Source organism: Hydrogenophaga sp. ZJX-1, from assembly GCF_048590325.1.
Taxonomy (GTDB): domain Bacteria; phylum Pseudomonadota; class Gammaproteobacteria; order Burkholderiales; family Burkholderiaceae_C; genus Hydrogenophaga.
This window is the reverse complement of record NZ_JBMBRA010000006.1, coordinates 297,515-323,742: the sequence shown is the minus strand read 5'-3', so window position 1 is coordinate 323,742 and position 26,228 is coordinate 297,515. Positions and strand designations below refer to the sequence as shown.

Sequence of the window (26,228 nt, the reverse complement as noted above, 5' to 3'; positions counted from 1 at the left end):
CGACGGAGGAACGTCACATGTGGCAAGCCAATGAAACCATCTCCACCCGCAGCCATCTTTCGGCAGCGGGCTTCGGCGCTCAGGGTGGCCTTGAGCAGGCGCTCCTGCTGCGCGTGCTGGACGAAGTCGACTACGGTGTGCTGGTGATCGACGGCCAGGGCCGTTTGCGTCACGCCAACCACCTCGCCCGCCACGAAATGATCAGCGCCCGGCTGATCATGAACCACGGCAATACGCTGCTGGGCGCCACCACCGAGTTCACCGTGCAGATCCAGCAGGCGCTGGAGCAGGCCCTGCGTGGTCAGCGCCGGCTGGTCTCGCTTCGCAGTGCATCGCGGGAGCTGTCGCTGGCCTTCATCCCGCTGAGCCACCCCCTGGAGACCGGTGAGCCGTCGGTGCTGGTCCTGTTGTCGCGACAAAGTGCCTGCGAGAACCTGGCTGTCCGCATGTTTGCCCGGTCGCAGAACCTCAGTCCGAGTGAAGAGTCGGTGCTGATGGGCCTGTGCCGCGGCCTGTCGATTCCCGATATCGCGGCCGAACACGGCGTGGTCCAGTCCACGGTGCGCAGCCAGATCAAGGCCTTGCGCGAAAAGACCGGCTGCCCCAGCATCCGTTTGATGATGCAGCGCGTCAACAGCCTGCCGCCGGTGGTGCCCGCCTTGCGCATCGTTTCGCCGATGCCTCACAATGCCATGGAGTTCGCCCAACCATGAGCACCCATGCCCCTTGCCGCCGCGTTATCGCCCCAACCCGGTTCCACATCACACATTGAGGCTCTGGCCGCCCTCGGGGTGCCTCGTCTCTACCGCCGGGGGACGCTGCTGATCCAGGAAGGGGAGACCGGCGACACGCTGTACGTCGTTCTCAAGGGCCGGCTTCGGGCCTTTCTGGCCGACAACAGCGGCAAGGAACTCACCCTCGGCACCTATGGGCCGTGGGAATACGTGGGCGAAATGTCGCTCGACGGCGGCCCCCGGTCGGCCAATGTCGAAGCCACCGAGGCCAGCACCTGCGCCGTGGTGACCCGGGCCACGCTACTGGGCTACATCGCCGATCACCCCGAATTTGCCCTCGAGCTCCTGGGCCGTCTGATCCGGCGCGCCCGTCTGGCCACGGAAAGCGCGCGCAGCGTGGCACTCATCGATGTTTACGGTCGTCTGGTCAGTCTGCTGAACCGGATGGCGAGCCCGCCCAACGAACGGGGTGAGCGGCCATTGCGTGAGCGACTGACCCACCAGGCCATGGCGCAGCACCTGGCCTGTTCGCGCGAGATGGTCAGCCGCCTGCTGAAAGACCTGGAGAGTGGCGGCTACATCGCCGTGCGCGAGCGCTGGATATGGCTGCTGAAGGACTTGCCAGCGCGCTGGTAGCGCCGGACCCGTTCCGCGCAGGCGTTTTCATGCTTCGTTGAGTCGCTGGCGGGCGAGCTGTGGCGACGAGCTGCTGGTGCCGGCCAGTCGGATCACGCTGCCGCTGCGACTGCCCGCTCCCAGCACGCCCCACAGGGCGGGGTTGTCATCGCTGGGCTGCAGTTTGTCGGGCACTTTCTTCACGCCCGGCCGCTCAGGGCGGCCCGCGTCCGGGTCGGGTTTGCGCGGGGAATACAGGGCGAAGTGCCCGCTGGGCGATGCATCGCGCCGGGTACCTCCCACGCTCACCGTGTTCTGGCCGGTGGACAGGCTGTTGAAGGTGCCACTGCGCCGGATCGGCGTCGGGTTATCTGGATGATCGACGAAAGACCCGAGGTTGCCACTGGTGTCGTAGTCCGCGTCTTCAAAGTAGGACTGTCGGGCACCGGTGTTCTGACCAATGGCTACATCGTCGCGCTCAATGTAGGCGTCGAAGAGTGTGGTGTTGGCGCCCGTGTTGGCGAGGGTGACTTTCCACGAGCCACAGGGCGCGGTGGAGTCGGCGGCGTGGCGACTGAAGGTGGGTGCGAGCGCGAGCAGGGCGCAGGTGCCCCGGGTGCCGAGCGCGGTCGTGGTGGGGAAGATCAGCCCGCACAGGGGGGCGCCGTGCGCGTCGGTCCACAGGCCCGCTTTCCCCATGGGCATCGCGGACAAAGGCTGCGGGTGTCCAGGCGGCGTCACGGAAATCGTCATGTCCTGTGCGCCATCGGGCAGCCACAGCTCCAGAAAGCTCTGGGTGCGGTCGTCCGGCTGCACGCGCCAGTGCAGGGTCACGGCCCGGTTCGGCGGCAGCGTGGCGTTGGCATGGGTGCGGCTCTGGTAGGCGTTGCCCGCGGGCACGGTGACCTGCAGTCGCCCGCCGTACAGCGCGATCAACTGGTCCATGGCCGCCTCCAGGATGGAGCTGCCGTCGTGCGGCCCCGCCAGGGTGCCCCAGCTGATGTTCACCACCACCTGCGCGCTCGGCGCGCAGCGCGCCAGGATGTACATCAAGCCGTCGAGCACGCTCACGTTCATGGCGCCGCCCGAGGTGTCGAGCACGTTCGACCAGTCGAGTTGCACGGCCACCAGGTCGGCACGGCTGGCGTCGTCGTGGATCGGGCGCAGTGGATTGCCCCGCCCGCAGGCCAGGCTCATCACGTGGGTGCCGTGGTTGACGGGCTTGCTCAGGTCCCAAAGCTGCAGGTGCTGGTAGAGCGCGTCTTCGTCCACCTGGCCTTGTCGGGTGTAGGCCGCCATGGCCGCGTTGATGGCCGCGCCCGAGAGCTCGTGGCCATAGCCCATGTCGTGCGGCGTGGGGCCGGCGCGTGCCGGGTCCAGCGGTTCGCGGTGGCGCGGCTGGTTGCCGGGCCAGTTGCCGTTCTCGTAGGCGTCCTGCCGCCAGAAATGCCGGATGCGTGTGTGACCGTGCCGGTCCAGAAAGGCGCTGTTGGCCAGCGCCAAGCCGCCATCAATCAGGCCCAGCACCTTGTCGCCCAGCAGGCCATGGGCCGGGCTGGGTTGGCTGGTGGGCGTGCAGGGGTCGATCAGTGCGTGCGTGTGCGGCTCCACCGGCAGGCCGAGTTCGAAGCGCTGGATCAGGCCGCGCAAATGCGCGTCGCTGCGCAGCTTGTCGAAGAAGCGCGGCTTCACGCGGGCGCTGCAAAAACGCAGGCCGGGTACGTTCAGGTACACCCGGGGAATCTGCAGCCAGGCGGTGCGGGATGCGGCCACCAGCGCTGGCACGTCGGCCAGCTCCGAGAGCTGAATCACGATGGGCAACCACTTTGGCGGCTTCTTGCCGGGCCTTCTCCGGTAGCCGGCGAAGTGGTCGGCCTCGGCCCAGGCGAGGTAGGGGTCCTGGCCATCGATGGCGCCGGGGGCGCTCCAGTCGATGCCGGTGAATTCGCCGGTGGGCAAGGGCTGCCAGGTCGTGGCGCTCATTCCGGCACCTCCGCGCGGCGCACCGCGCCGCTCATTGCCACTCCTCGATCGCTTCCTCCCAGAGCCAGGTAAGCAGGGGGGCATTGCCCACGCCCGTGCTGGTCGCCGAGCGTGTGTAGGCTGCCTGCCTTTGCGGGCCATCCATCTTCTGGTGCAGGCTGAAGTCCAGCGCCTCGCCGTTCGGACCGTGGAACAGGCGGCCGTCAAAGCCGCGCTCGTGCACCCGCGTGCCGGTGGCGCGGGCCACCAGGAACTCGGCCAGCGCCGTGCCGAGAAGACGGCCGGCCGCGCTGTCCACCGGGAAGTGCACACCGGCCACCGTGCGGTTCACGGCGATGCGTGCGGCCAGGCGTTGCAACTGTTCGTGGCTGGCCGTGCCGTTGGGGGTGGCGACACCCTGAGCAGAGGCGGCGTTGAGCAGCGCTTCCAGCAGGACGGCGAAGGCAAAGGCTTCGGTGGCGTGGCCGCTGGGCCAGCTGCCATGGCCCGGGGTCTGAATCATGGGCTGGATCTGCGGCGAAAACGCTTCCGGCCGCAGACTGGCGAAGGTGTGTTTGAAGCGCATCTCCACATGAACACAGAGCGAAAAGACCAGGTCCAGCAGCTGCAGGGTTTTTTTGTGGCGGTGTGCTGTCAGGCCGACCATGGACGAAAAGAACGCCAGCGGCGGCGTCAGCTGCGCCACGACCTCGGCAGCACGGTCGGCGCGCAGGTCGGCGTAGGCCGCGACCAGATCGAGTTGTTTCTTGAACTGGGCCTTGGTGGGCGCGCGCAGGCACACGAGTGGTTTGCGCTGGATGGTATTGGCCTGCAGGTTGGCGAACTCCAGCAGCGCCTCCTTTGGGCCGTTGCGGGTGCGAAACAGCAGGCCCTCGACCAGCTCGGTGAAGCAGGCCGCGACGCGCGGTCCGTCGGCCCAGAGCTTGAGGTTGGCGGGTTTGTCGAACCCGGGTTCGGAGGCGTCCAAGGACGCACCGATGAATGGGCCGACGATGGCTGCGCGGCTGAGGATGAGGGCGTCGGCCGAAATGAAGCCACCACTCATCCCACCACTCATCCCACCACTCATCCCACCACTCATCCCACCACTCATCCCACCACTCATACCTCCACTCATACCTCCACTCATATCAGCTCCTTTGAAATCAATGAACCGGCAATCCCAACTGGGCCAATGCGTTGGCTACTCGCTTGCGCAATGGACTCTGCCCTCCCGATGCAAGGTATTTGGCAATGGTCAAATCGGGTTGAAGTGTGCGCATCAGGTCAAAGGTTTCCCTTGCCTCATCTTTCGCGCCGGTTTCGAGTTGCGAGACGATCAGGCAACGGATCGTGGGCAAGTGGTAGCGATTCTTCAGCAGCGAGGCACGGCAGAGTTCAATGGCACGTTCCCATTGCTCCATGGCGGCGCAGCTGGTCGCCAACATCATCTCGAAATAATATTTCTGTGGATCCAGCGGGGAAAGATGCAGCGCATTTTCGGCTTCGATCATCGAATCCGTGGGGGTGCCCCACATGGTCGACCACACACTGTTGTACAGCCAGGCCATGGGGTCGTTGGGGTTGCTCTGGGTGGCTTCCTGCAGCAGGCGGTGCGAGGCATCCACGTCCTCGCCGAGGTGACACAGCGCATGGCCCTTGATGGCCATGGCCAGCGAGCTGGAGGGCTCAAGATCGAGCGCGCGGTCGGCCATGTCGATCGCGCGCTTGAACTCCCTGGCCGGATCGGTTGCAATGCCTTGCACCACCTGCATGATGTGCCACTTGGCTATCCAGGCCCGGGGTGCCGCCACGCGCTTGTGCCGTTCAGCCACCGCTTCGAGCAGCTGCTGGCTGCGCTGCAGGTCACGCGCTGTCGAGCGGTGCATGAGCGTGATGCCGCCCAGCATGAGCGAATTGCTGTCCAGCTTGGGCAGCGGCAGCACCAGGCTGCGTTGGATTTCGGCATGGAGCAGCGCGTGGGCACAGGCGGTGCTGAGCGTGTTGAGCAATTCGCTTTGCTCCTGCACCAGATCCAGGGTGTCGCCACCGAGGCGCTCGGCCCACACGACTTCATGGCGGCGCGTGTCGGACAGTTCGGCCATGATGACCACCCTGTCACCCAGGGTGGCATAGCTGCCGCTGAGCACGAAGGCAGCGTCGAGCCGGGCGTCGATCTCGCCGGGGCTGGCGCTGCGGTTGCGAAAGGCCGTGGTGGACAGTCGCGAGATCACGCGCAGGTCCTGGCTGCGTGAAAGCTGCGCTATCACGCCGTCGGCAATGAGCTCGCCGATGACGAAGTGTTCCGGCGAAGGGTTGCGGGCCTCGAACGGGATGACGGCGATGGAGGGCCGGAAGTCGACGGGCGCGGCCTCGCGCACCGCGGGACGCCAGACCGCCTGGCCGTCTCGAACCGGGTGAACCAGCCAGGTGCGCACCGGCTCGGGCCAGTGTTTGAGATAGCTCTCGCCCATGTCCTCGACTTCACCGTCCACCCCGTCGACGATGGCATCGCGCACGGCCGCCGTGACCACCGTGTCCCCCGGATCGGCCAGGCTGGTCACGCGCGCGGCCAGGTTCACGCCGTGGCCATACACGTCTTCGGAATCGACATACAGGTGGCTGGCGTTGATGCCCGCCCGCAGATGCAGCTGCTCGGCCGGCGGCAGGGTCTGGTTGAGGGGGGCGAAGAAGCGGTGGAGTTCGTGGGCCGCCTGCACGGCGTCGACGGGCTGGTCGAACTCGGCCAGGATGCCGTCACCCAGGCTCTTGACCAGGCGGCCGTGCCGCTGGGGCAGCACCTGCGTTCGTGCATGGCTGAGAAAGCCGTGCCAGTGATTCACCACCGCCGACTCGTTGGCCGCCATCAGACGCACGGATTCCACCAAGTCCATCACAAGGACCACCCTGTTGTATTGCAGCGGCAACGGCGAAGTCAGGTCCTCATGACCTGAACCGCTGACCGGCATGTTGGGCTGTGGGGGTGGAACTGTCATACCTCATTTGGGGTAGGTTTTTTTCAGTTTCTCACATTTGGGGGATGCTCTGCAGGGGTATCCCATTGATGTTGCCCTTCGGCGGCGCTGGTCGCGCCCAGACGAAAAAAAGCCGGCTTGCGCCGGCTCTTTTGATCGAAGGCTCTGCGCGAAGCGCGGAGCCCCGTGTCCTGATCACTTCAGGTGTTCGTTGATCATCTTGGTCATTTCGAACATCGAAGCCTGGGCCTTCTTGAAGATTTCCTTCAGCTTGGCGTCGGCGTTGATCATGCGACGGTTCACTTCGTCCTGCAGCTTGTTCTTCTTGATGTAAGCCCAGACCTGCTTGGTCACTTCGGTGCGTGGCAGCGGGTTGGCGCCGACGATGGCGGCCAGTGCGGCGCTGGGCGTCATGGCCTTCATGAACGCGGCGTTGGGCGTGCGCTTTTTCGCCGGAGCGGCCTTCTTGGCAGGGGCGGCTTTTTTGGCAGGAGCGGCCTTCTTTGCCGGAGCAGCAGCCTTCTTGGCCGGAGCGGCTTTCTTCGCGGGTGCAGCGACCTTCTTCGCAGGAGCGGCCTTCTTTGCCGGTGCAGCGGCCTTCTTGGCCGGGGCGGCTTTTTTAGCCGGCGCTTTTTTCGCAGTTGCCATGGTTGTATATCCTTCTAGAAGTTGACTATTCACCAGCGGAAAACGCGCTTTCTCACTGGTGTCTCGGATGCTAATGGACTTGCATCACCATTCCAAGCGGCGTGATCAGGTTTTTTGCAGGTTTTCAGAGGAAGTGAGGCCCACATTGGCGTTGAAAACAACACTTCGGCCCACGCCCTGTGCAAGCTGTTCGTCAGAGCGTGTGGTCATGCTCCAATGCGCTCGATTTCCAGGCCCTTCTTCCATTCGTTTTTCAATCCGTTTTTCACCATGTCCAACACCCCCACGATGGCCACCTGCGATTTGTGTGACGCCCACAAGAACGATGACTCCGGCGCCTTTCGTGTGCTGCCGCCCGTGTTTCGCGATTTCGGTGCGGTGCGCCGCTTCGCGGGTCCGGTGGTCACCGTCAAATGCTTCGAAGACAACACCCCGGTGAAGCAGGCGGTCGAAAGCGTGGGTGAGGGCCGGGTGCTGGTGGTGGATGGCGGCGGCTCGTTGCGCCGCGCGCTGCTGGGCGGCAACCTGGGGGCCGCGGCGGCCCGCAACGGTTGGGCCGGCGTGGTGATCGATGGCTGCGTTCGCGATGTGGCCGAGCTGGCCGCCTGCAACGTGGGCATCCGCGCGCTGGCCTGCATACCGTTGCCCACCGAGCGCCGCACCGAGGGGCTGCGCGATCTGGCGGTGCAGATCCAGGGTGTGTGGGTTCGACCGGGCGACTGGCTCTACGCCGACGAGGACGGCATCGTGGTGTCGAACGTTCAGCTCACGGGTTGAGCAGGTCCGCTGCTGATGGCCCGAGCGTTCAGGCTGCCAGACCTTTGTAGAGCATGTAGGCGGCCAGCACATACAGGATGCTGGCGAAAACGCGCTTGAGCGATTTCACGGGCAGCGCGTGCGCGGCCTTCACGCCCAGTGGCGCCATGAGCACGCTGGCGATGGCGATGACCAGCAGAGCGGGCAGAAACACATAGCCCAGTGAACCGGTGGGCAAGCCGGTCACGCCCTGGCCCGAGACGATGTAGCCCAGGGCGTTGGCCAGCGCAATCGGGAACCCGAGCGCCGCGCTGGTGGCCACGGCGTTGTGGATGGCGACGTTGCACCAGGTCATGAAGGGCACGCTCACGAAGCCGCCCCCCGCACCCACCAGACCGGAAAGGAAGCCGATGGTCGTGCCTGCGCCGATCTGGCCCGCGGTGCCGGGCAGGGTGCGCGTGGGTTGGGGTTTTTTGTCCATCAGCATCTGCGTCGCGGAGAAGCTGACGAAGGCGGCAAACACCAGCGCGAGCCACGCACCCTTGAGCATCGCGAACACGCCCAGGCTGGCCAGCGCGGCACCCAGCACGATGCCTGGTGCCAGGCGCTTGACGATGTCCCAGCGCACGGCTCCGCGTTGGTGGTGCGCGCGCACGCTGGAGATGGAGGTGAAGATGATGGTGGCCATGGAAGTGGCGATGGCCATCTTGATCGACAGATCGGGGGCGACGCCGCGACCCGAAAGGATCACGGTGATGAAGGGCACCATGATCATGCCGCCTCCAATACCGAGCAGGCCGGCGAGGAAGCCGGTGCACAGGCCCAGCACAACCAGTTCGGCAATGAGCAGAGGTTCAAGAATCATGAGGGGATCGGGGCCAAACGCCGATAGCACGCGCAGGAGGGGGAGCCACCCAGAGCAGACGTGGAACCGGCTCAGCCGGGCCACTGGCTGCGTTCACCCTCCCGCAGGAGAGGGGGGAAGACGCGAAGCGGCGCAGGGGGGTGATTCGAATAGGGGTGTCTGCAAGTGCCGCCGGACCGTCATCCTGAACCGGGGTTCAGGTGGGCCAGGGCAGCGTGACTTCGGGTTCATCTGACGCGAGATGCTCACACCCATCAGGCAATGTACCTAGTCCGTGCTCAATGAGCATTGGTTCAAGGAAATATAAAGCCCGGCGCGCACTGCAGACGGTTTGGATTGTAGGCCCGCTGCGCTGTGTTTTCAGGACCGCCGGTCCATAAAAACTTGCGCGCCGCCGAATGGTCGTCAGAGCAGCTGGCCGTCGCTGCCCAGGGTCTGGTCGAGGCGGCGAATGAGTTCGTCCATGCGCGCCTGCGCGGCCGGATCGTTGTCCGTGCTGCCCAGGGTCTGGGAGGACTCGGTGAGCGCGCCGGATTCGGTGTGGCCGAACACCGGCTGTTCAAAATGTTGTGACTCTTTTTGCGACAGCTCGAAGGCGAGGTTCAGCGAGGCGAGCACGGCGATGCGGTCGCGGGCCTTCATCTTGCCGGCATCGCGGATGCGGCACATGGCGGTGTCGACCCGCTCCACGGCGTCGAGCAGGGCCGACTCGCCACCCACCGGGCAGGCCAGCAGGTAGCTCTGTCCCATGATCTGGACTTCAATCTGTTTGCTGGCCGGCTTGTTCATTCGCGATCCTTGTTCGGGGTCGTCAGGCCTTCGGTGGCCGAGGCGGGCAGCCGGTCGAGCAGGGCGTCGATGCGGGCGCGGGCGGCGTTCAGTCGCGACTTGAGCGCGTCGCGTTCGGCCTGCAGGGCCTGCACCTGCTCGTGCAGCAGGGCGTTGGTGCGCTGCAGCTCCTCGTGTCGCAGCAGCAGCCGCTCTACGCGTTCGGTGATCTGGTCAAGGTGCTTGGGATCGGCCATGGTTACGACATGTTGCTGCCACATTGTAGGGTTGCGGCAAGGGCCGCGCGATTACAATGCGCGCTGTTGGTGCTCGCGGTGTGGTTCACATGCCGCAGTTCAACGGGAAGCAGGAGGGAAAGTTCACAACGGACCGACCTAACCTGCGCTGCCCCCGCAACGGTAAGCAGACGAGATGCCTGATGTCTTCAGGCCACTCCGCTTTCATCTCACAACCACTGGACAGCTCGCGCTGTCTGGGAAGGTGATGAAGGTCGCTCTGCCAGCCCGGATACCGGCCAACGAGGTGGTGGTGCGTCCAGAAGTTGGCGCGCTGCCGTGACGCTCAGGCACCGTCGGGGAAGACGGTGAGAGCACATCATCGTTCGTTCTGCTTTCATGAAAAACCGCAACCTGCGCGCGCCCCTGGCCGTGCTGCCCCTGGCCATCCTGGCCCTGTCTTCCCACGCCCAGACTTCCGGAGCCTCCACGGCAACGGAACTGCCTGAAACCGTGGTCACCGCCACGCGGTCTGCCATTCCTGTGGCCGATGTGGTGGCCGACGTTTCCATCGTTGACCGCGAACAGATCGAGCGCAGCGGCGCCAACGGTCTGGCCGATGTGCTGTCGCGCGTGCCGGGCATCACCGTGACCCGCAATGGCGGCCCCGCTTCGACCACCAGCGTGTACCTGCGCGGCGCCGAGACGCGTTTCACCGCCGTGTTCGTGGACGGGGTCCGCGTGGATTCGCAGTCCACCGGCGGCGCCAGCTGGAATGCGATCCCCTTGGCGCAGGTCGAGCGCATCGAGGTGCTGCGCGGCCCGGCGGCAGCGATCTACGGATCGGACGCCCTGGCCGGTGTGGTCCAGATCTTCACCCGTCAGGGTGAGGCGGGTTTCTTCCCCTCTGTGCACGTGGGTGTGGGCACGCACAACACGCGCGACATGAGCGTGTCGCTGCGCGGTGGACAGGACGCTGTGAGCTATGCGCTGGGCCTCTCGGGCGAGCGCAGCGACGGGTTCAATGCCAAGCCCTCGGGCAACCCGGACCGCGACGGCTACCGCAACCAGTCGGTCTCTGGCCGGCTGGGCTGGAAGCTCGCGCCCGGCCACGAGCTGGAAGCGACGCTGCTCGACAGCGAGCAGAAGGCGGGTTACGACGGCTTTCTTCCTGGCCAGGATGACCAGAGCCAGCAAGACCTGCGCACCCTGGGATTCAGCTGGTCGGCGGCCTGGAGCGACACCTGGAAAACCCGGGTGGGGGTGACACGCGGTACCGACCGCTACGAAACCACGCCGTCGCCTTACCTCACCAACACGCGCATCGACACCTACCTCTTGCGCAACGAGTGGCGCATGGGCACGGCCACCCTGAGCGCCGATCTGGAGCGCCGCGAAGACCGCCTCACGAACGGCAGCACCACCCCCGAACAGACCAACCGCGACCAGAACGCGCTCGCGCTGGGCTACACACTGCGCCACGGTGCACACACGCTGCAACTCAACGCACGCCACGACGAGGACAGCGAGTTCGGTGGCCAGTCCACCGGTGGCGCCGCCTACGCGTTTGCGTTCACACCCGCCTGGCGCGCCACGCTGTCGGCCGGCACCGCGTTCCGTGTGCCCACGCTGTTCCAGCGCTTCAGCCTCTACGGCACGCCCGATCTGAAGGCCGAAACCGCCCGCAACTTCGAAACCGGTCTGCGTTACCAGGCGGGTCATGACCGCGTCGGATTCACGCTGTACCGCAACGAGGTGAAGAACCTGATCGACTACGTCACCGGGCCCGGCACCTGTGCCAATGGCGTGGGCGAATTCGCGGGTTGTTACGGCAACACGGGCAGGGCGCGTTACACCGGCGTCACGCTCAGCGGCGGCACCCGGGTCGGCACGGTCAACCTCGGGGCTTCGCTCGACCTGATGCGTCCCAAAGACCAGGAGACCGGCCTGCGCCTCGCGCGCCGCGCCCAGACCCAGGCCACGCTGACCGCCGACACCCAGATCGCCAACTGGACGCTGGGGGGCGAGGTGCAGCATGTCGGCTCGCGTTTCAACGACGCGGCCAACACCCAGCGCCTGCCGGCCCACAGCCTGCTGAACCTGACGGCCAGCACCGCGCTCACGCCCAGCTGGAAGCTGCAGGCCCGCGTCGACAACCTGACCGACAAGGCCTACGAGTCGGTGCTCGGTTACGCCACCGCCGGCCGCACCTTGTACGTCGGCCTCAACTGGTCGCGGTGAAGGATGGGACACCCCCCTGCTGCGCTGCGCGTCTTCCCCCCGCCCGTTCCGGAGGGGGAACGCAGCCTGTGGCCGGGCGAAGCCCGTTCCATGGCTGCCTTGGGTGGGGCACGCGCTTCGGATCCGGTTGACGCTGTCGCCTGTCCGGCGCTGCTGATCGCGGCCCCGGCCTCGGGTCAGGGCAAGACCACCGTGACGGCCGCGCTTGCGCGGCTGCACGCGCGGCAGGGCCGCCGGGTGCGGGTGTTCAAGTGTGGTCCGGATTTTCTGGACCCGCACTGGCACACGCTCGCCAGCGGCCACCCGGTGCACAACCTCGACCTCTGGCTGAATGGCGAGGCCGACATCCGGGCCCGCCTGTTTGAGGCGGCTTCGTCGAGCGACCTGATCCTGATCGAAGGGGTCATGGGTCTGTTTGATGGGGAACCCAGCGCGGCCGACCTCGCACGGCGCTTCGGGCTGCCGGTGTTGGCGGTGATCGACGCGTCGGCCATGGCGGGTACCTTCGGCGCGCTGGCGCACGGGCTGCGCCATTACCAGGAAGGCCTGCCCTGGGCGGGCGTGCTGGCCAACCGGGTTGCCAGCGAGGGCCACGCGCAGATGCTGCAGCGCTCGCTGCGCCCCGCAATGTCCGAAGGAAACGCGGTGGGCATCGACGCCGGCTGGCTCGGGGCCTTGTTGCGCGACGCGGGCTTCACGCTGCCCGAGCGGCACCTTGGCTTGACGGTGGCGTCCGAGCTGCCCGACGCCATGGAGCGGCTGGATGCCGTGGCCGACGCGCTGGCGCAGACGCCGCTGGGTCAGCTCGACCACGCGGGCTGGCAGCGTTGGGCGGTGCGGTTCGACGCGGTGCCACCCGCGCTGCCCGCTCGCCGGCTGGTGGGTCGCACGGTGGCGGTGGCGCGCGACGCGGCCTTCTGCTTCATCTACCCGGCCAACCTGGACAGCCTGCGCGCACTCGGCGCCGAGCTGGTGTTTTTCTCGCCATTGGCCGACGAACCGGTGCCGGCTTGTGACGCCGTGTGGCTGCCGGGCGGCTACCCGGAGTTGCACGCGACCACGCTGGCGAAGGGTGTGCACTGCCGGGCCTCGCTGGCCGATCACGTCGCGGCGGGCCGACCGGTCTGGGCCGAGTGCGGCGGCATGATGCCGCTGTTCGACACCTTGGCCACCGCCGACGGCGACGAGCACGCGATGTGGGGCCTGCTGCCCGGCCGCGTGGCGATGCAGAAGCGCCTGGCCGCGCTCGGGCCGCAGCGCTGGGACACGGCGCAGGGCGAGCTGCGCGGGCACACGTTCCACTACTCGACCACCGAGTCGCCGCTGCAACCGCGGTCCCGGACCGAGGCCCAGCGCACGGGCGGGCGCGGCGAGGCCATCTACGTGCAGGGGTCGGTGCGCGCCAGCTATTTCCACGCCTGGTTTGCCTCCAACCCCGAGGCCACCGCCTCGCTGTTCCTTGAGGAGGTCTTGTGAGCACACCGCACCTGGGGCCTCAGCGCATCGTCTGCCTGACCGAGGAGACCACCGAGTGGCTCTACCTGCTGGGGCAGGAGCACCGCATCGTCGGCATCAGCGGCTACACGGTGCGCCCGCGCCGCGCGCGCGACGAGAAACCCAAGGTGAGTGCGTTCCTCAACGCCAAGATCGACAAGATCCTCGCGCTGCAGCCCGACTGCGTGTTCGGTTTCTCCGACCTGCAGGCCGACATCGCGGCCTCGCTGATCCGGGCCGGCGTGCAGGTGACGGTGTTCAACCAGCGCAGCGTGGAGGAAGTTTTTTCCATGCTTTTCCAGGTGGCTGCGATGGTGGGCTGCGCTGAAGAAGGCCTGGCGCGCATTGACGTCATGCGCCTGCGGTTGGCGGCCATCCGTGCCGAAGTGGCCGCGCTGGTGGCGTCCGGCAAGCGCCGCCCGCGGGTGTTTTTTGAAGAGTGGGACGAGCCGCACATCAGCGGCATCCGCTGGGTGTCCGAGTTGCTGGGCATCGCGGGTGGTGACGATGTGTTTCCCGAGTTGGCGGTGCAGTCGCTGGGCAAGGACCGCATCATCGCCGACGGCGCGGAGATCGTGGCGCGCTCACCCGACATCGTGATCGGCTCCTGGTGCGGCAAGAAGTTCCGTCCCGAGAAGGTGGCGGCGCGCGCTGGATGGCAGGAGGTGCCTGCGGTGAAGAACGGCCAGCTGTTTGAGATCAAGTCGGCCGACATCCTGCAACCCGGCCCGGCGGCGCTGACCGACGGGGTGGAGCAGATGCACCGCATCGTCACCACGTGGATGAACCGGCATGGTTGATCTGGCCCGCAGCGAATTCATCCTCGGTGGCCAGCGCAGCGGCAAGTCGCGACGCGCTGAAGAACTGGCGCGTCAATGGATGGCCGCCGACACCGCGCACCGCGCCGTGCTGATCGCCACCGGACAGGCCTGGGACGGCGAGATGCGCGAGCGCATCGCGCGCCACCGGCGGGACCGCGCTGAGCGGGTACCGGGCATGGTCACGGTCGAAGAACCGCTGGCGCTGGCCGGGGCGCTGCACCGTGTCAGCGATGCGAAGACTCTGGTGGTGATCGATTGCCTCACGCTGTGGATGACCAACCTGACGATGCCGGCCGATGCCGGGCAGGCGCTTGACGAGGCGGCTGTGATCGCCGCGGGCCACGCGCTGTGCGAGGCCATCGCCGCCGCGCCCGGCCCTGTGGTGCTGGTGGGCAACGAGATCGGTCTGGGCGTGATCCCCCTGGGGCGCGAGGTGCGCCAGTTTGTGGACGCGCTGGGCCGCCTCAATCAAAGCGTGGCCGCCGCGTGCGAGCGCGTCACCCTCATGGCCGCAGGCCTGCCGCTGACCTTGAAAGACCCGACATGAGTGCGATGCGCAACATCCTGGCCACTGTGACACTGGTGGGGCTGACGCTGCTGGCCTTGCCGGTCCGCGCCGCGCTGCAGATCACCGACGACCACGGCGTGGTGGTGAACTTCGAACGCTCGCCGCAGCGCATCGTGAGCCTGCTGCCTTCGCTGGCCGAGACGGTGTGCGAACTGGGGCAGTGCCAGCGCCTGGTGGGCGTGGACCGTTACACCAACTGGCCCGCGAGCGTGAAGCCGCTGCCCAAGGTGGGTGGCGGGCTGGACCCGAACATCGAACAGATCGTGGCGCTGCGGCCCGACGTGGTGCTGATGGCCACGTCGTCCCGGGCGGGCGACCGGCTGCGTGCGCTGGGCCTCAAGGTGGTGGCGCTGGAGCCCAAGACGCACGCCGACGTGCAGCGCGTGATGCTCAAGATCGGCCAGTTGCTGGAGGTGCCCGACGCGCAGAAAATCTGGCGCGCCATCGACGCCGCCGTGATGGCGGCCGCGCAGTCGCTGCCCGCCAGCGTGCGCGGCACGCGGGTGTATTTCGAGGTCAATCCCGGACCGTACGCCGCGGGTGAAAGCTCCTTCATTGGCGAGACGCTCACGCGCCTGGGCACGAAGAACATCGTGCCCGCGTCGCTCGGGCCGTTTCCCAAGCTCAACCCCGAGTACATCGTGCGCGCCGACCCCGACCTGATCATGGTCGGCCAGCGCAGCGTGGACGGCATGCTGCAGCGCCCGGGCTGGATGAGCATGCGCGCCATGCGCGCGCAGCACCTGTGTGTGTTCCCGGCCGACGAGTCCGACACCCTGGTGCGGCCCGGCCCGCGCATGGCCGAGGGGGCCCGGCTGATGGCGCGTTGCCTGGCCGAGAAGGCGCCCGGCGCCAAGAAACCGGGAGTACGCCCGTGAACGCACGCCGCGCATCGTGGCTGGTGGTGGGCTTGCTGCTCACCGCGCTGGCTTTGGCCGCGCTCGGCGTGTGCGTGGGCAGCGCTGGTTTTGAGAACCTGATCGGCCCGCTGCTGAACCCGGATGCCGATCCGGCCGCTACCGCGATGGCGCAGCAGATCGTGTGGGAGATCCGCCTGCCGCGCACGCTGGGCGCCTGGGGAGCGGGCGCGCTGCTGGGCTTGGCCGGCGCGGTGGCGCAGGGCCTGTTCCGCAACCCGCTGGCCGACCCCTTTCTGCTCGGCAGCGCCTCCGGCGCATCGCTCGGTGTGGCGCTGGCGCTGGCCGCGATGGGCGGCGGCGCGGGCATGCTGGGTGCCAGCATGATGAACGTTGACGTGGCCGTCAGTGTGTTCTCCAGCAGCGTCTGGGTGCGCCTGGGCCTGACCGGCGCGGCCTTCGGCGGCGCGGTGCTGGCGGTGCTGCTCACGCTGCTGCTCTCGCGCGGCGTGCAGCACACGCTGCGCCTGCTGCTGGCCGGTGTGGTGGTGGGCGTGGTGCTGGGTGCGATGACGCACCTCGTGCTGCTGTTCTCGCCCGAATCGCTGCAGGCCATGCAGGCTTTCATGCTGGGCTCGACCAGCTTCGTGGGCTGGACGGCCTGCGTGCTGATGGGGGCGGTGTGGGCGGTGTGTGCGCTGGCGGCCTGGCTGCTGGCGCGTGTGCTCGACGGCCTGAGCCTGGGCGATGCGACCGCGCGCAGCCTGGGCCTGCCGCTGGGCCCCATGCGCGCAGCGCTGGTGGCGGTGCTCGCCCTGGCCACCGGCACCGCCGTGGCGCAGACCGGGCTGATCGCCTTCGTCGGCCTTGCCGCGCCGCACCTGGTGCGCTCCATGGTCAAGACCACCAGCGCCCGGTTGATGCTGCTGGCCAGCTGCATGGGCGGCGCGCTGCTGATGGCGGCCGACACGCTGGCGCGCTGGCTGATCGCGCCGCAGGAGCTGCCGGTGGGCGTGCTCACCGCCGTGCTGGGTGGCGGCTACCTGCTGTGGCTGATGCAACGCAACACGCGTGTGTCGCGGGGGGCGGGGCTGTGAACGCACCCATGAACGTCATTGCCATCGAAGCGCGCGGCCTCAGCGCGCGGCTGGGCGACGCACAAATCCTGCACAACATCACCCTGGCGCTGCCGCGTGCGCGCTGGACCTGCATCGTCGGGCCCAATGGCGCGGGCAAGTCCACGCTGCTCAAGGCACTCGCCGGGCTGCTGCCGCACAGCGGCGGGGTCGCCCTGCTGGGCCGGCCGCTGGCCGACTGGCCGAGCCGCCAGCGGGCGCAGCAGCTCGCCTGGCTGGGACAAAACGAATCGAGTGGCGACGACCTCACCGTGTGGGACGTCGCCATGCTCGGGCGCCTGCCGCACCAGGCCTGGCTCAGCCCGCCCAGCGCCGCCGACCACGCCGCCGTGGAGCGCGCGCTGCGGGCTACCCAGGCCTGGGACTGGCGCGCCCGCTCGCTCGGTCAGCTCTCGGGCGGCGAGCGCCAGCGCGTGCTGCTGGCCCGCGCGCTGGCCGTCGAGGCCCAGGTGCTGTTGATGGACGAGCCATTGGCCAACCTCGACCCGCCGCACCAGGCCGACTGGCTCGCTCTGGTGCAGGCGCTGGTGCATGAGGGCAAGACCGTGGTCAGCGTGCTGCACGAGATCGCCATGGCCTTGCACGCCGACGAACTGGTGGTGATGGCGCAAGGCCGCGTCACCCACCAGGGCCTGTGTGCCGAGCCCACCACCCACCGCGCACTGGAAGCGGTGTTCGACCACCGCATCGAAGTCCACGCACTGCAAGGGCAGTGGGTGGCGTTGCCGCGCATCATTCCATCAGTGAAACCACACCATGCAGATTGAAACTCCGCCGAGCGAGAAGCCCTACGACAAAGCCGAGGGCGAACGCCGTGGCCTCGTGATCGTCAACACGGGCGACGGAAAAGGCAAGAGCACGGCCGCCTTCGGGCTGGCGTTGCGCGCGCATGGCCGCGGCAAGGCCGTGAAGATCTACCAGTTCATGAAGGTGCCAACGGCGCGCTTCGGCGAACACCGCATGTTCGAACAGATCGGCATCCCGATCGAAGGCTTGGGCGACGGCTTCAGCTGGAAGAGCCAGGACCTGGAGCGTTCCGCGCAACTGGCGCGCGACGGCTGGGAAAAGGCCCGCGCTACCATCCTTGCCGGTGATCACTTTCTCGTCGTGCTCGACGAGATCACCTACCCGCTGATCTACGGCTGGTTGCCGCTGGACGGTGTGTTGCAGACCTTGCGCGAGCGGCCTTCGCACGTGCATGTCTGTCTGACCGGCCGCCGCTGCCCGCCCGAGATCGTCGAGCTGGCCGACACCGTGACCGAAATGACCAAGATCAAGCACGCGTTCAACGCCGGCATCCCGGCGCAGCGCGGCATTGAAGACTGAACCTCTGGAGACACCCGATGAACATGATCGTTGAAGCCCCTGTGACCCTGCACCGCCCCGTCAAGTCTGCACCGGCGACGGCACCGCGCTGGAGCGTCGCCGACGTGCAGGCCCTGCTGGACCTGCCGTTCCCCGAGCTGATGCACCGCGCCCAGACCGTGCACCGCGAGCACCACGACCCGACCCACATGGAGCTGGCCACGCTGTTGTCCATCAAGACCGGCGGCTGCCCGGAGGACTGCGGCTACTGCCCGCAGTCGGTGCACCACGAGACCGGCGTGGAAGCCACCAAGATGATGACGCCCGAGGAAGTGCGCGAGGCGGTGCTCGGTGCCAAGGCGGCCGGCGCCTCGCGCTTCTGCATGGGTGCGGCCTGGCGCGCGCCCAACGACCGCGACCTGGAGAAGGTGGAAGAGCTGGTGCGCGTGATCAAGGACGAGGGTCTGGAAGCCTGCTGCACCCTGGGCATGCTCACGGGTGACCAGGCGCAGCGCCTCAAGGGCGCGGGCCTGGACTACTACAACCACAACCTGGACACCGCGCCCGAGCTGTACGGCGACATCATCACCACCCGCGACTACCAGGACCGGCTGGACACCCTGGGCCACGTGCGCGGGGCCGGCATCCATGTCTGCAGCGGCGGCATCGTGGGCATGGGCGAGTCCCGCGCCGGGCGCGCCGGCCTGATCGCGCAGCTGGCCAACCTGGCGCCGTACCCCGAGTCGGTGCCGATCAACCACCTGGTCAAGGTGCCGGGCACGCCACTGGCCGACGAGCCCGACCTCGACCCGCTGGAATTCGTGCGCACGGTGGCGGTGGCCCGCATCACCATGCCCAAGGCCAAGGTGCGTCTGTCGGCCGGGCGCCGGCAGATGGGCGAATCGACCCAGGCGCTGTGTTTCCTGGCCGGCGCCAACTCCATCTTCTACGGCGACAAGCTGCTGGTGACAGGCAACCCCGATGTGGAGGCCGACCAGGACCTGCTGGCCCGCATGGGCATGCACACCACACGCGCGCACGCCTGACGCACGCCCGTTATGGGCCCTGCCGATGGCCGAGGCCCACTCAGATCAAGGAGATCCCTTATGTTCCGCACCCTGCTGAAATCCAAAATCCACCGCGCCACCGTCACCCACTGCGAGCTGCACTACGAAGGCTCCTGCGGCATCGACGAAGACCTGCTGGAGGCGAGCAACATCCGCCCCAACGAACAGGTACACATCTGGAATGTCAACAACGGCGAACGTTTCATCACCTACGCTATCAAGTCGCCGCGCGGCAGCGGCATCATTTCGCTCAACGGCTCGGCCGCCCGGCGCGCCAGCGTGGGCGACCTGGTGATCATCGCGGCCTTCGGCATGGTGCACGAGGACAAGCTCGACGAAGCCGTGCCCAAGCTGGTGTTCCCCGACGCGGCCAACCGCATCGTCGAGACCCGCAGCGAGCCCGCCGGTCCGCAGGCCGGTGACCCGGTCATCCTGCCCCTGGGCGCCGAGCTTTGACGCTGCCCGTGTCGGCCAACGCCGCCTGGCGCCAGCGCAGCCTGGCCGCCGTCTGGCACCCCTGTACCCAGATGAAGCTGCACGCGCCCGAGGGCGCGGCGTTGCCGCTGATCCCGGTGGCACGGGCCGAAGGCGTGTGGCTGCACGACCACGAAGGCCGGCGCTACCTCGACGCGATCAGCTCCTGGTGGGTCAACCTGTTCGGCCACAACCACCCCGCGATCCGCGCCGCGCTGATCGACCAGCTGCACACGCTGGACCACGTGATGCTGGCCGGCTTCACCCACGGGCCGGTGGTGGAACTCTCCGAGCGCCTGGCCGCGCTTACCGGCCTGGGCCACGCCTTCTACGGCAGCGACGGCGCCAGCGCCACCGAGATCGCGCTGAAGATGAGCGCGCACCACTGGCGCAACGCGGGCAAGGCCGACAAGTGCCGCTTTGTCGGCGTGGCCGGGGGTTACCACGGCGAGACTGTGGGCGCGCTGGCCGTGACCGACATTGCGCTGTTCCGCGAAGCCTATGCGCCGCTGGTGCGCCTGGCCGCCACCGTGCCCAGCCCCGACGCCCGGCAGGCCGCGCCCGGCGAGACCCCGGCCGACGTGGCCGAGCGGGCCGCCTCCGCCCTGGGCGACTGGCTGGCCGAACACGCTCACGCGACCGCCGCCGTGATCATCGAGCCGCTGATCCAGTGCGCGGCGGGCATGGCCATGCACGATCCCGTGTACCTGCGGCGCGCGCGCGAACTCTGCGACCAGCACCAGGTGCACCTGGTGCTCGACGAGATCGCGGTCGGCTTCGGCCGCACCGGCACCCTGTTTGCGCACGAGCAGGCGGGCATCCGCCCCGACTTCCTCTGCCTCTCCAAGGGCCTGACCGGCGGCACGCTGCCGCTGTCGGTGGTGCTCACCACCGACGCGGTGTACGCCGCCTTCTACGACGACGAGGTGGCGCGCGGCTTCCTGCACTCGCACAGCTACACCGGCAACCCGCTGGCCTGTCGCGCCGCGCTGGCCACGCTGGACCTGTTCGAGCAGACCGACGCGCTGCGCCAGAACCTGGGCACCAGCGAGCGGCTGGCCGCGCAGTTCACGCCGATCTCCCACCACCCCCGCGTGCGCCACGCGCGGCGCAAGGGCATGGTCTTCGCTTGGGACGTGGTCAGCAGCCTGCCCGACTTCGGCCGTCGCTATGCCCGCCACGCGCTGGCGCAGGGGCTGCTGCTGCGCCCCATCGGCCAAACCCTGTACGCCATGCCGCCCTATGTGATCGACGAGGCCGAGGGCGAGCTGCTGGCCGGGGGCGCGCTGGCCGCACTCGAAGCCACGCTGGCCGAAGAAACCAGCCCGGCGCCGGTGAGCGGGGTGCTTGATGGTGTTTGACGGCTGCTTCGTCACCGGCACCGACACCGGCGTGGGCAAGACGCTGGTCAGCGCCGCGCTGCTGCACACGCTGGCGCGCCACCACGCCCGCGTGGTCGGCATGAAGCCGGTGGCGGCGGGCCTGGTGCAGCAGGGCGGCGCGTGGGTGGCGGAAGACGCGCTGGCCTTGCGCGCCGCGTCCACCGTGGCCGTGCCGCCCGCGCTGGACAACCCGGTGGCGCTGCCCGAGCCGCTCTCGCCCCACCTGGCGGCCGCGCGCGCGGGCCGGCGCGTGGGCGTGGCCGAGCTGGTGGTGGCGCACCGCGGGCTGCGGCGCCTGGCCGACGTGGTGCTGGTCGAAGGCTCGGGTGGCTGGCGCGTGCCGCTGAACGACAGCGAGACCCTGGCCGACCTCGCGGTGGCGCTGGCCCTGCCGGTGGTGCTGGTGGTGGGTCTGCGGCTGGGTTGCCTGAACCACGCGCTGCTGACGGCCGAAGCCATCCGCGCCGACGGCCTGCACCTGGCGGGCTGGGTGGCCAACACCGTGGACCCGGCCATGGCCTGCCGCGACGAGAACATTCAAACACTGCGCCAGCGCCTGACCGCGCCGCTGCTGGGCGTCGTGCCCTGGCAGCTCGACACCCCCGATGCACGCCAGATCGTGCTGGACCTGCCTGAACCCTGGCAATCAAAGGAAAACCATGAGCTGGCTGAACGAATTTGATGAACGCCTGGCCGCGCTGGACGCGCAGTCGCTGCGCCGCGTGCGCCGCGCGGTCACGCCCGAGCCGGGGGCACGGCTCAACGTGGACGGCTTGTCGCTGCTGGCCTTCTGCAGCAACGACTACCTGGGCCTGGCGCAAGACCCGCTGCTGCGCCAGGCGGTTCACGCCGCGGTGGACCGCTACGGCGTGGGCTCCGGGGCATCGCCCATGGTCAGCGGCCACAGCGTGGCCAACGCCGCGCTGGAGCGCGAGCTGGCCGAGGCCGTGGGCCTGCCGCGCGCGCTGTATTTCTACGCCGGCTACGCCACCAACGCGAGCATCGTGCCGGCGCTGGTGGGCGAGGGCGACGCGCTGTTCTCCGACGCGCTGAACCACGCCTGCCTGATCGACGGCGCCCGCCTGTCCAAGGCCACGGTGCACCGCTACCCCCACGGCGACCTGGCCCGGCTCGACGCTCTGCTGGCCGTCAGCCCGGCGCGCCGCAAGCTGGTGATCAGCGACGCGGTGTTCAGCATGGACGGCGACGTGGCCGACATCGCCGGCCTGCACGCTCTCTGCGAGCGGCACGATGCCTTGCTGCTGCTGGACGACGCGCACGGCTTCGGCGTGCTGGGGCCGCAGGGCCGTGGCGCACTGGCCGCCGTCGGCCTCACCGGGCCGGGCGCTTCGCCGCGCGTGCTCTACATGGCCACGCTGGGCAAGGCGCTGGGCGTGGCCGGGGCGTTCGTGGCCGGGCCCGAGCGCTTGGTGGAATGGCTGCTGCAGAAGACGCGCAGCTACACCTACGCCACCGCCGCGCCGGCCTTGCTGGCCGAAGCCGTGCGCGCCGGTTTGCGTTGCGTTCTCGGTGCCGAGGGCGAACGCCGGCGGCAGCACCTGGCCGCTCTGATCGCGCAGCTCCGCCGGGGCCTGGCGCCGGGCGCCCACGCGGCCATCGACGCCGCGGGCTGGACGCTGATGCACTCGGACACCGCCATCCAGCCGCTGGTGATCGGCGACAACGCCGCCGCGCTGGACGTGATGGCACGCCTGCGCGCGCAGGGTCTGTGGGTGCCCGCCATCCGCCCCCCCACCGTGCCGGAGGGTACCGCCCGATTGCGCATCGCCTTGTCGGCCGCCCACCAGGCCGACGACGTGGACCAGTTGCTGGCGGCGCTGCACTCGGCTGCTGCAGAGCGGCTGGCCCTGGCCGATACCGCCGCCCTGCAAGGCGCCACGCCATGACCGACCCGCAGGCGCTGTCGCCAGTGGCCATCGGCGCCCTCGCGGTGCTGGTGGCGCTGGGGGTGGACCGCCTGTGGGGCGAGCCGGCAGCGCGCTGGCACCCGGTGGTGTGGATGGGGCGCTACCTCGGCTGGGCCGGTGAACGCATCGCAACGAAGTTGCCCACGCCGCAACCCGACCGGTGGCGCGTGTTCTCGCGCGGCGCACAGGCCTGGCTGCTGGGTGCCGCGCTGGTGGTGCTGAGCGCCTGGGCGCTGGCCCGCGCGCTGGACGCAGCGCCGGGGTGGCTGCAGGTGCTGGCGCTGGGCCTCTTGCTCAAGCCGCTGCTGGCCTGGCGCATGCTGCGCGACGAGGTGCTGGCCGTGGAGGTGGCTCTCGCCGGATCGTTGCCGGCCGGACGCGAACGCCTGGCCTGGCTGGTGAGCCGCGATGTGAGCGCGCTGGACGCGGCCCAGGTGCGCGAAAGCGCCATCGAAACCCTGGCCGAAAACCTCAACGACTCCGTGGTGGCTCCGCTGTTCTGGTTCGCCTTGGCCGGCCTGCCGGGCGCCGCGCTCTACCGCTTCGCCAACACGGCCGATGCCATGTGGGGCTACCGGGGCGAGCGCCAGGGCCGCGACTGGACCTGGGCCGGCAAGTGGGCCGCGCGTGCCGACGACGTGCTGTCGTGGTTGCCGGCGCGCCTGACGGCTGGATTGCTCGGTGCGCTGGGCGCAACCCGCACCTGGCGGCACCTGCCGTCGCAGGCGGGCCTCACACCGTCGCCCAACAGCGGCTGGCCCATGGCCGCCATGGCGCTGGCGCTGGACGTGAGCCTGGCCAAGCCGGGCGTGTACACCTTGCACCCGGCCGGTCGCCGGCCGCAGGCGGCCGACACGGCGCGCGCCTTGCAACTGGCGGGCCGGGTGGTGGGCGTGCTCGCGCTGCTGGCTGGCGCGGTGGCGTTGTACGCCGCAGGGAGGGCGTTGGCATGAGCGGCATTCACGGCGGCCCCGATGCCCAGGGCGTTCCGCGCTGGGATTTTTCGACCAACGCCAACGCCTGCGGACCGTGCCCCACGGCGCTGACCGCCGTGCAGGGGGCCGATCCGCAGCACTACCCCGACCCCGGCTACACCGAACTGCGCGTGGCGCTCGCCGCGTTCCACGGTGTCGCGGCTGAGCGCCTCGTGGTCGCAGGCAGTGCGAGCGAGTTCATCGCGCGTATCACGGCGGCCGTCGTGCGCACGGGCGGGCAAAGCGTCTGGTGGCCCGCGCTGGCCTATGGCGACTACGCCCACGCCGCCCAGGCCTGGTGCCTGCAGCGGGTGAACGATCCGGCAAAGGCCAATCTGCTCTGGCTGTGCGAACCGTCCAGCCCGCTGGGCACGGCCGAACCCCTGGCGCAGGCGGTGGCCGGGCAGGGCGGTGTGGTGGTGCTGGACCGGGCCTACGAACCGCTGCGGCTGAGCGGGCACTGCAGCCTGGGCGCCGACGTGCTGGACCGTGTCTGGCAACTCTGGTCGCCCAACAAGGCGCTGGGTCTGACGGGGGTGCGCGGCGCCTACGCCATCGCACCGCTGCGGGGCCTGGCCCTGGCGCAGACACTGACCCGGATGGCGCCCTCGTGGCCGCTGGGTGCTCACGCGGTCGCGATGCTCACGGCGTGGGTGCAGGCTGACACGCAGCGCTGGCTGGCGCAGAGCCGCGTGCAACTGGCCGAGTGGAAGACCGCTCAGCGGGCGATGCTGCAAGGCGCGGGCTGGCAGTGCCTGCCCAGCGAGGCCAACTACCTCTGCGCCCGCGCGCCGCTCCCACTGAACGTCGAAGCGCTGCGCGCCCAAGGCATCAAACTGCGCGACACCACCTCGCTGGGCCTGCCGGGCCACTGGCGGCTCGGTGTGTTGCCACCAGCGGCCCAGCAGGTGCTGCACACCGCAGTGCTGGAAACCACGAAGGAAACCGCCCCATGACCGCTGTCTGTGTGATGGTGCTCGGCACCACCAGCGGTGCCGGCAAAAGCTGGCTGACCACAGCGCTGTGCCGCCACTACGCGCGCCAGGGCCTCAAGGTCGCGCCGTTCAAGGCGCAGAACATGAGCAACAACGCGCGGGTGGTGGCGGGGTCCGGTGGTGCCCTCGGCGAAATCGGCAGCGCCCAGTACTTTCAGGCCCTGGCCGCGCGAGCCGAACCCGAGGTGCGCATGAACCCGTTGCTGCTCAAGCCAGAGGCCGACACGCGCAGCCAGGTGGTGCTGATGGGACAGGTGAGCGAAGAACTCTCCACCATGCCCTGGCGCGGCCGCAGCGAGAAAGTCTGGCCGGCGATCACCGCCGCGCTCGACGCGCTGCGCGAAGAGAACGACGTGGTCGTGATCGAGGGTGCGGGCTCGCCGGCCGAGATCAACCTTCACGCCAGCGACATCGTCAACATGCGCATCGCGCGCCACGCGCAGGCGCGCTGCCTGCTCGTGACCGACATCGACCGCGGTGGCGCCTTCGCCCACCTCTACGGCACCTGGGCGCTGCTGCCGGAAGACGAGCGCGCACTCATCAAGGGCTTCGTGCTCAACAAGTTCCGGGGCGACGCCACGCTGCTCGCGCCCGGCCCGCAGATGCTGCAGGACCTGACGGGCGTGCCCACCGTGGCGACGCTGCCGATGTGGTGGCAACACGGGCTGCCGGAAGAGGATGGCGTTTTTGATGACCGCACCCTTGCTTCCGGTGCGGTGCAGACAACGATCGCCGTCATCGCCTGGCCGCGCATCAGCAACCTCGACGAATTCCAGCCCTTGAAGAACGTGCCCGGTGTGCGCCTGGTCTGGGCGCGCACACCGGCCGATTGCGCGGGCGCCGACTGGATCGTGCTGCCGGGGTCCAAGGCCACCGTGGCCGACCTCGCCTGGCTGCGCACGCAGGGGCTCGACCGCGCCGTGGCCGAACACGCGGCGCAGGGCGGGGCGGTGCTGGGCATCTGCGGCGGGCTGCAGATGTTGGGCGAGGCGCTGATCGACACGCACGGCATCGACGGCAACGCACCCGGCCTGGGCCTGCTGCCGCTGGTGACCGCGTTCGATCCGCAGAAAACCGTGCGCCACACGCAGACCCGTTTCAGCGCGCTCGCCGGCCACTGGCGCGCGCTGTCGGGGGTGGAAGCCGCCGGCTACGAAATCCACCACGGCCAGACCGCCCAGCACCCGGCCATGGCCGCCAAGGGCGACGTGGCGCGCGAGGTGATCCCTGGCCTGGCCTGGCAGAACGCCGCGGGCAACGTGCTCGGCTGTTACCTGCACGGCCTGTTCGAAGACCCGCGCGTGCTGCACGCGCTGTTTGGCGCCAGCGCGCCCACGCTGGAGAGCGTGTTCGACGGCCTGGCCGATTTTCTTCAAACCCATGTCGAGCCCGGTGTGCTCGACGCCCTCATCCAACCGGACTGAACC

26 protein-coding genes, 1 other RNA gene and 1 riboswitch are annotated in these 26,228 nt (G+C 68.7%); of the genes, 19 read left to right on the top strand and 8 right to left on the bottom strand.

Annotated features, from left to right (window positions below; genetic code table 11):
- The first annotated feature begins 17 nt into the window (after positions 1-17).
- Together ACN5W5_RS18465 and ACN5W5_RS18460 are read left to right on the top strand one after the other, a co-directional pair.
- Positions 18-713 (top strand): helix-turn-helix transcriptional regulator, encoded by a 696-nt coding sequence (locus tag ACN5W5_RS18465; RefSeq protein WP_420049924.1) that lies wholly within the window; start codon positions 18-20, stop codon positions 711-713.
- Between the two features lie 6 nt (positions 714-719).
- Positions 720-1,370, top strand: a complete 651-nt coding sequence (locus ACN5W5_RS18460) for a Crp/Fnr family transcriptional regulator (protein WP_210825395.1) — start codon at positions 720-722, stop codon at positions 1,368-1,370.
- Positions 1,371-1,397: 27 nt separating this feature from the next.
- Here the strand turns inward: ACN5W5_RS18460 and ACN5W5_RS18455 are convergent, their stop codons facing one another.
- The 4 genes from ACN5W5_RS18455 to ACN5W5_RS18440 form a co-directional block, all read right to left on the bottom strand.
- Positions 1,398-3,332 carry a hypothetical protein gene (locus ACN5W5_RS18455; RefSeq protein ID WP_420049923.1) on the bottom strand — a complete coding sequence of 645 codons (1,935 nt, stop codon included), beginning with the start codon at positions 3,330-3,332 and terminating at the stop codon, positions 1,398-1,400.
- A 31-nt stretch (positions 3,333-3,363) separates the two neighbouring features.
- On the bottom strand, positions 3,364-4,389 hold the full coding sequence (locus tag ACN5W5_RS18450; RefSeq protein WP_420049922.1) for a phosphatase PAP2 family protein: 1,026 nt from the start codon (positions 4,387-4,389) through the stop codon (positions 3,364-3,366).
- Positions 4,390-4,477: 88 nt separating this feature from the next.
- Complete coding sequence (locus tag ACN5W5_RS18445; RefSeq protein ID WP_420049921.1) at positions 4,478-6,205, bottom strand: adenylate/guanylate cyclase domain-containing protein; 1,728 nt, start codon at positions 6,203-6,205, stop codon at positions 4,478-4,480.
- Between the two features lie 276 nt (positions 6,206-6,481).
- Positions 6,482-6,934, bottom strand: coding sequence for an SWIB/MDM2 domain-containing protein (locus ACN5W5_RS18440; protein ID WP_305359530.1), 453 nt, complete (start codon positions 6,932-6,934; stop codon positions 6,482-6,484).
- A gap of 270 nt (positions 6,935-7,204) precedes the next feature.
- Between ACN5W5_RS18440 and rraA the strand changes: the two genes are divergently transcribed.
- On the top strand, positions 7,205-7,711 hold the full coding sequence (gene rraA, locus ACN5W5_RS18435) for a ribonuclease E activity regulator RraA (RefSeq protein ID WP_420049920.1): 507 nt from the start codon (positions 7,205-7,207) through the stop codon (positions 7,709-7,711).
- A gap of 28 nt (positions 7,712-7,739) precedes the next feature.
- On the opposite strand, the gene ACN5W5_RS18430 is transcribed toward rraA, so the two are convergent.
- From ACN5W5_RS18430 to ACN5W5_RS18415, 4 genes are all read right to left on the bottom strand, one after another.
- Positions 7,740-8,555 (bottom strand): sulfite exporter TauE/SafE family protein, encoded by an 816-nt coding sequence (locus ACN5W5_RS18430; protein WP_420049919.1) that lies wholly within the window; start codon positions 8,553-8,555, stop codon positions 7,740-7,742.
- A gap of 153 nt (positions 8,556-8,708) precedes the next feature.
- A non-coding RNA gene (gene ssrS, locus ACN5W5_RS18425) (6S RNA) lies at positions 8,709-8,887 on the bottom strand.
- Positions 8,888-8,960: 73 nt separating this feature from the next.
- Positions 8,961-9,344, bottom strand: coding sequence for a cell division protein ZapA (locus ACN5W5_RS18420; RefSeq protein WP_420049918.1), 384 nt, complete (start codon positions 9,342-9,344; stop codon positions 8,961-8,963).
- Entirely contained in the window at positions 9,341-9,580 is a 240-nt protein-coding gene (locus ACN5W5_RS18415) for a DUF904 domain-containing protein (protein WP_420049917.1), read from the bottom strand. The genes ACN5W5_RS18420 and ACN5W5_RS18415 overlap by 4 nt, the downstream gene beginning before the upstream one ends.
- Positions 9,581-9,630: 50 nt before the next feature.
- Positions 9,631-9,878, top strand: a riboswitch (cobalamin riboswitch).
- 80 nt (positions 9,879-9,958) lie between these two features.
- Between ACN5W5_RS18415 and ACN5W5_RS18410 the strand changes: the two genes are divergently transcribed.
- From ACN5W5_RS18410 to ACN5W5_RS18335, 16 genes are all read left to right on the top strand, one after another.
- Complete coding sequence (locus tag ACN5W5_RS18410; protein WP_420049916.1) at positions 9,959-11,800, top strand: TonB-dependent receptor domain-containing protein; 1,842 nt, start codon at positions 9,959-9,961, stop codon at positions 11,798-11,800.
- A gap of 90 nt (positions 11,801-11,890) precedes the next feature.
- A complete protein-coding gene (locus ACN5W5_RS18405; protein WP_420049915.1) occupies positions 11,891-13,276 on the top strand; it encodes a cobyrinate a,c-diamide synthase in 1,386 nt (461 codons plus the stop codon).
- Positions 13,273-14,094 carry a cobalamin-binding protein gene (locus ACN5W5_RS18400; protein WP_420049914.1) on the top strand — a complete coding sequence of 274 codons (822 nt, stop codon included), beginning with the start codon at positions 13,273-13,275 and terminating at the stop codon, positions 14,092-14,094. Before ACN5W5_RS18405 ends, ACN5W5_RS18400 begins: the two co-directional genes overlap by 4 nt.
- On the top strand, positions 14,087-14,662 hold the full coding sequence (locus tag ACN5W5_RS18395; protein ID WP_420049913.1) for a bifunctional adenosylcobinamide kinase/adenosylcobinamide-phosphate guanylyltransferase: 576 nt from the start codon (positions 14,087-14,089) through the stop codon (positions 14,660-14,662). The genes ACN5W5_RS18400 and ACN5W5_RS18395 overlap by 8 nt, the downstream gene beginning before the upstream one ends.
- Before the next feature lie 5 nt (positions 14,663-14,667).
- Complete coding sequence (locus ACN5W5_RS18390) at positions 14,668-15,561, top strand: ABC transporter substrate-binding protein (RefSeq protein ID WP_420049984.1); 894 nt, start codon at positions 14,668-14,670, stop codon at positions 15,559-15,561.
- Positions 15,558-16,637, top strand: coding sequence for a FecCD family ABC transporter permease (locus ACN5W5_RS18385; protein ID WP_420049912.1), 1,080 nt, complete (start codon positions 15,558-15,560; stop codon positions 16,635-16,637). Before ACN5W5_RS18390 ends, ACN5W5_RS18385 begins: the two co-directional genes overlap by 4 nt.
- An 8-nt stretch (positions 16,638-16,645) precedes the next feature.
- Entirely contained in the window at positions 16,646-17,443 is a 798-nt protein-coding gene (locus ACN5W5_RS18380; RefSeq protein WP_420049911.1) for an ABC transporter ATP-binding protein, read from the top strand.
- Positions 17,433-18,002 carry a cob(I)yrinic acid a,c-diamide adenosyltransferase gene (gene cobO, locus ACN5W5_RS18375; RefSeq protein WP_420049910.1) on the top strand — a complete coding sequence of 190 codons (570 nt, stop codon included), beginning with the start codon at positions 17,433-17,435 and terminating at the stop codon, positions 18,000-18,002. The genes ACN5W5_RS18380 and cobO overlap by 11 nt, the downstream gene beginning before the upstream one ends.
- 26 nt (positions 18,003-18,028) lie before the next feature.
- Positions 18,029-19,027, top strand: a complete 999-nt coding sequence (bioB, locus tag ACN5W5_RS18370; RefSeq protein ID WP_420049983.1) for a biotin synthase BioB — start codon at positions 18,029-18,031, stop codon at positions 19,025-19,027.
- A 60-nt stretch (positions 19,028-19,087) separates the two neighbouring features.
- On the top strand, positions 19,088-19,504 hold the full coding sequence (gene panD / locus ACN5W5_RS18365; protein WP_291100280.1) for an aspartate 1-decarboxylase: 417 nt from the start codon (positions 19,088-19,090) through the stop codon (positions 19,502-19,504).
- Positions 19,501-20,883, top strand: coding sequence for an adenosylmethionine--8-amino-7-oxononanoate transaminase (gene bioA, locus ACN5W5_RS18360; protein ID WP_420049909.1), 1,383 nt, complete (start codon positions 19,501-19,503; stop codon positions 20,881-20,883). Before panD ends, bioA begins: the two co-directional genes overlap by 4 nt.
- A complete protein-coding gene (gene bioD, locus ACN5W5_RS18355; protein ID WP_420049982.1) occupies positions 20,873-21,586 on the top strand; it encodes a dethiobiotin synthase in 714 nt (237 codons plus the stop codon). The genes bioA and bioD overlap by 11 nt, the downstream gene beginning before the upstream one ends.
- Entirely contained in the window at positions 21,564-22,811 is a 1,248-nt protein-coding gene (locus tag ACN5W5_RS18350) for an aminotransferase class I/II-fold pyridoxal phosphate-dependent enzyme (protein WP_420049908.1), read from the top strand. Before bioD ends, ACN5W5_RS18350 begins: the two co-directional genes overlap by 23 nt.
- Positions 22,808-23,785, top strand: coding sequence for an adenosylcobinamide-phosphate synthase CbiB (gene cbiB / locus ACN5W5_RS18345; RefSeq protein WP_420049907.1), 978 nt, complete (start codon positions 22,808-22,810; stop codon positions 23,783-23,785). Before ACN5W5_RS18350 ends, cbiB begins: the two co-directional genes overlap by 4 nt.
- On the top strand, positions 23,782-24,762 hold the full coding sequence (locus tag ACN5W5_RS18340; RefSeq protein WP_420049906.1) for an aminotransferase class I/II-fold pyridoxal phosphate-dependent enzyme: 981 nt from the start codon (positions 23,782-23,784) through the stop codon (positions 24,760-24,762). Before cbiB ends, ACN5W5_RS18340 begins: the two co-directional genes overlap by 4 nt.
- Positions 24,759-26,225 (top strand): cobyric acid synthase, encoded by a 1,467-nt coding sequence (locus ACN5W5_RS18335; RefSeq protein WP_420049905.1) that lies wholly within the window; start codon positions 24,759-24,761, stop codon positions 26,223-26,225. The genes ACN5W5_RS18340 and ACN5W5_RS18335 overlap by 4 nt, the downstream gene beginning before the upstream one ends.
- Positions 26,226-26,228 lie beyond the last annotated feature (3 nt).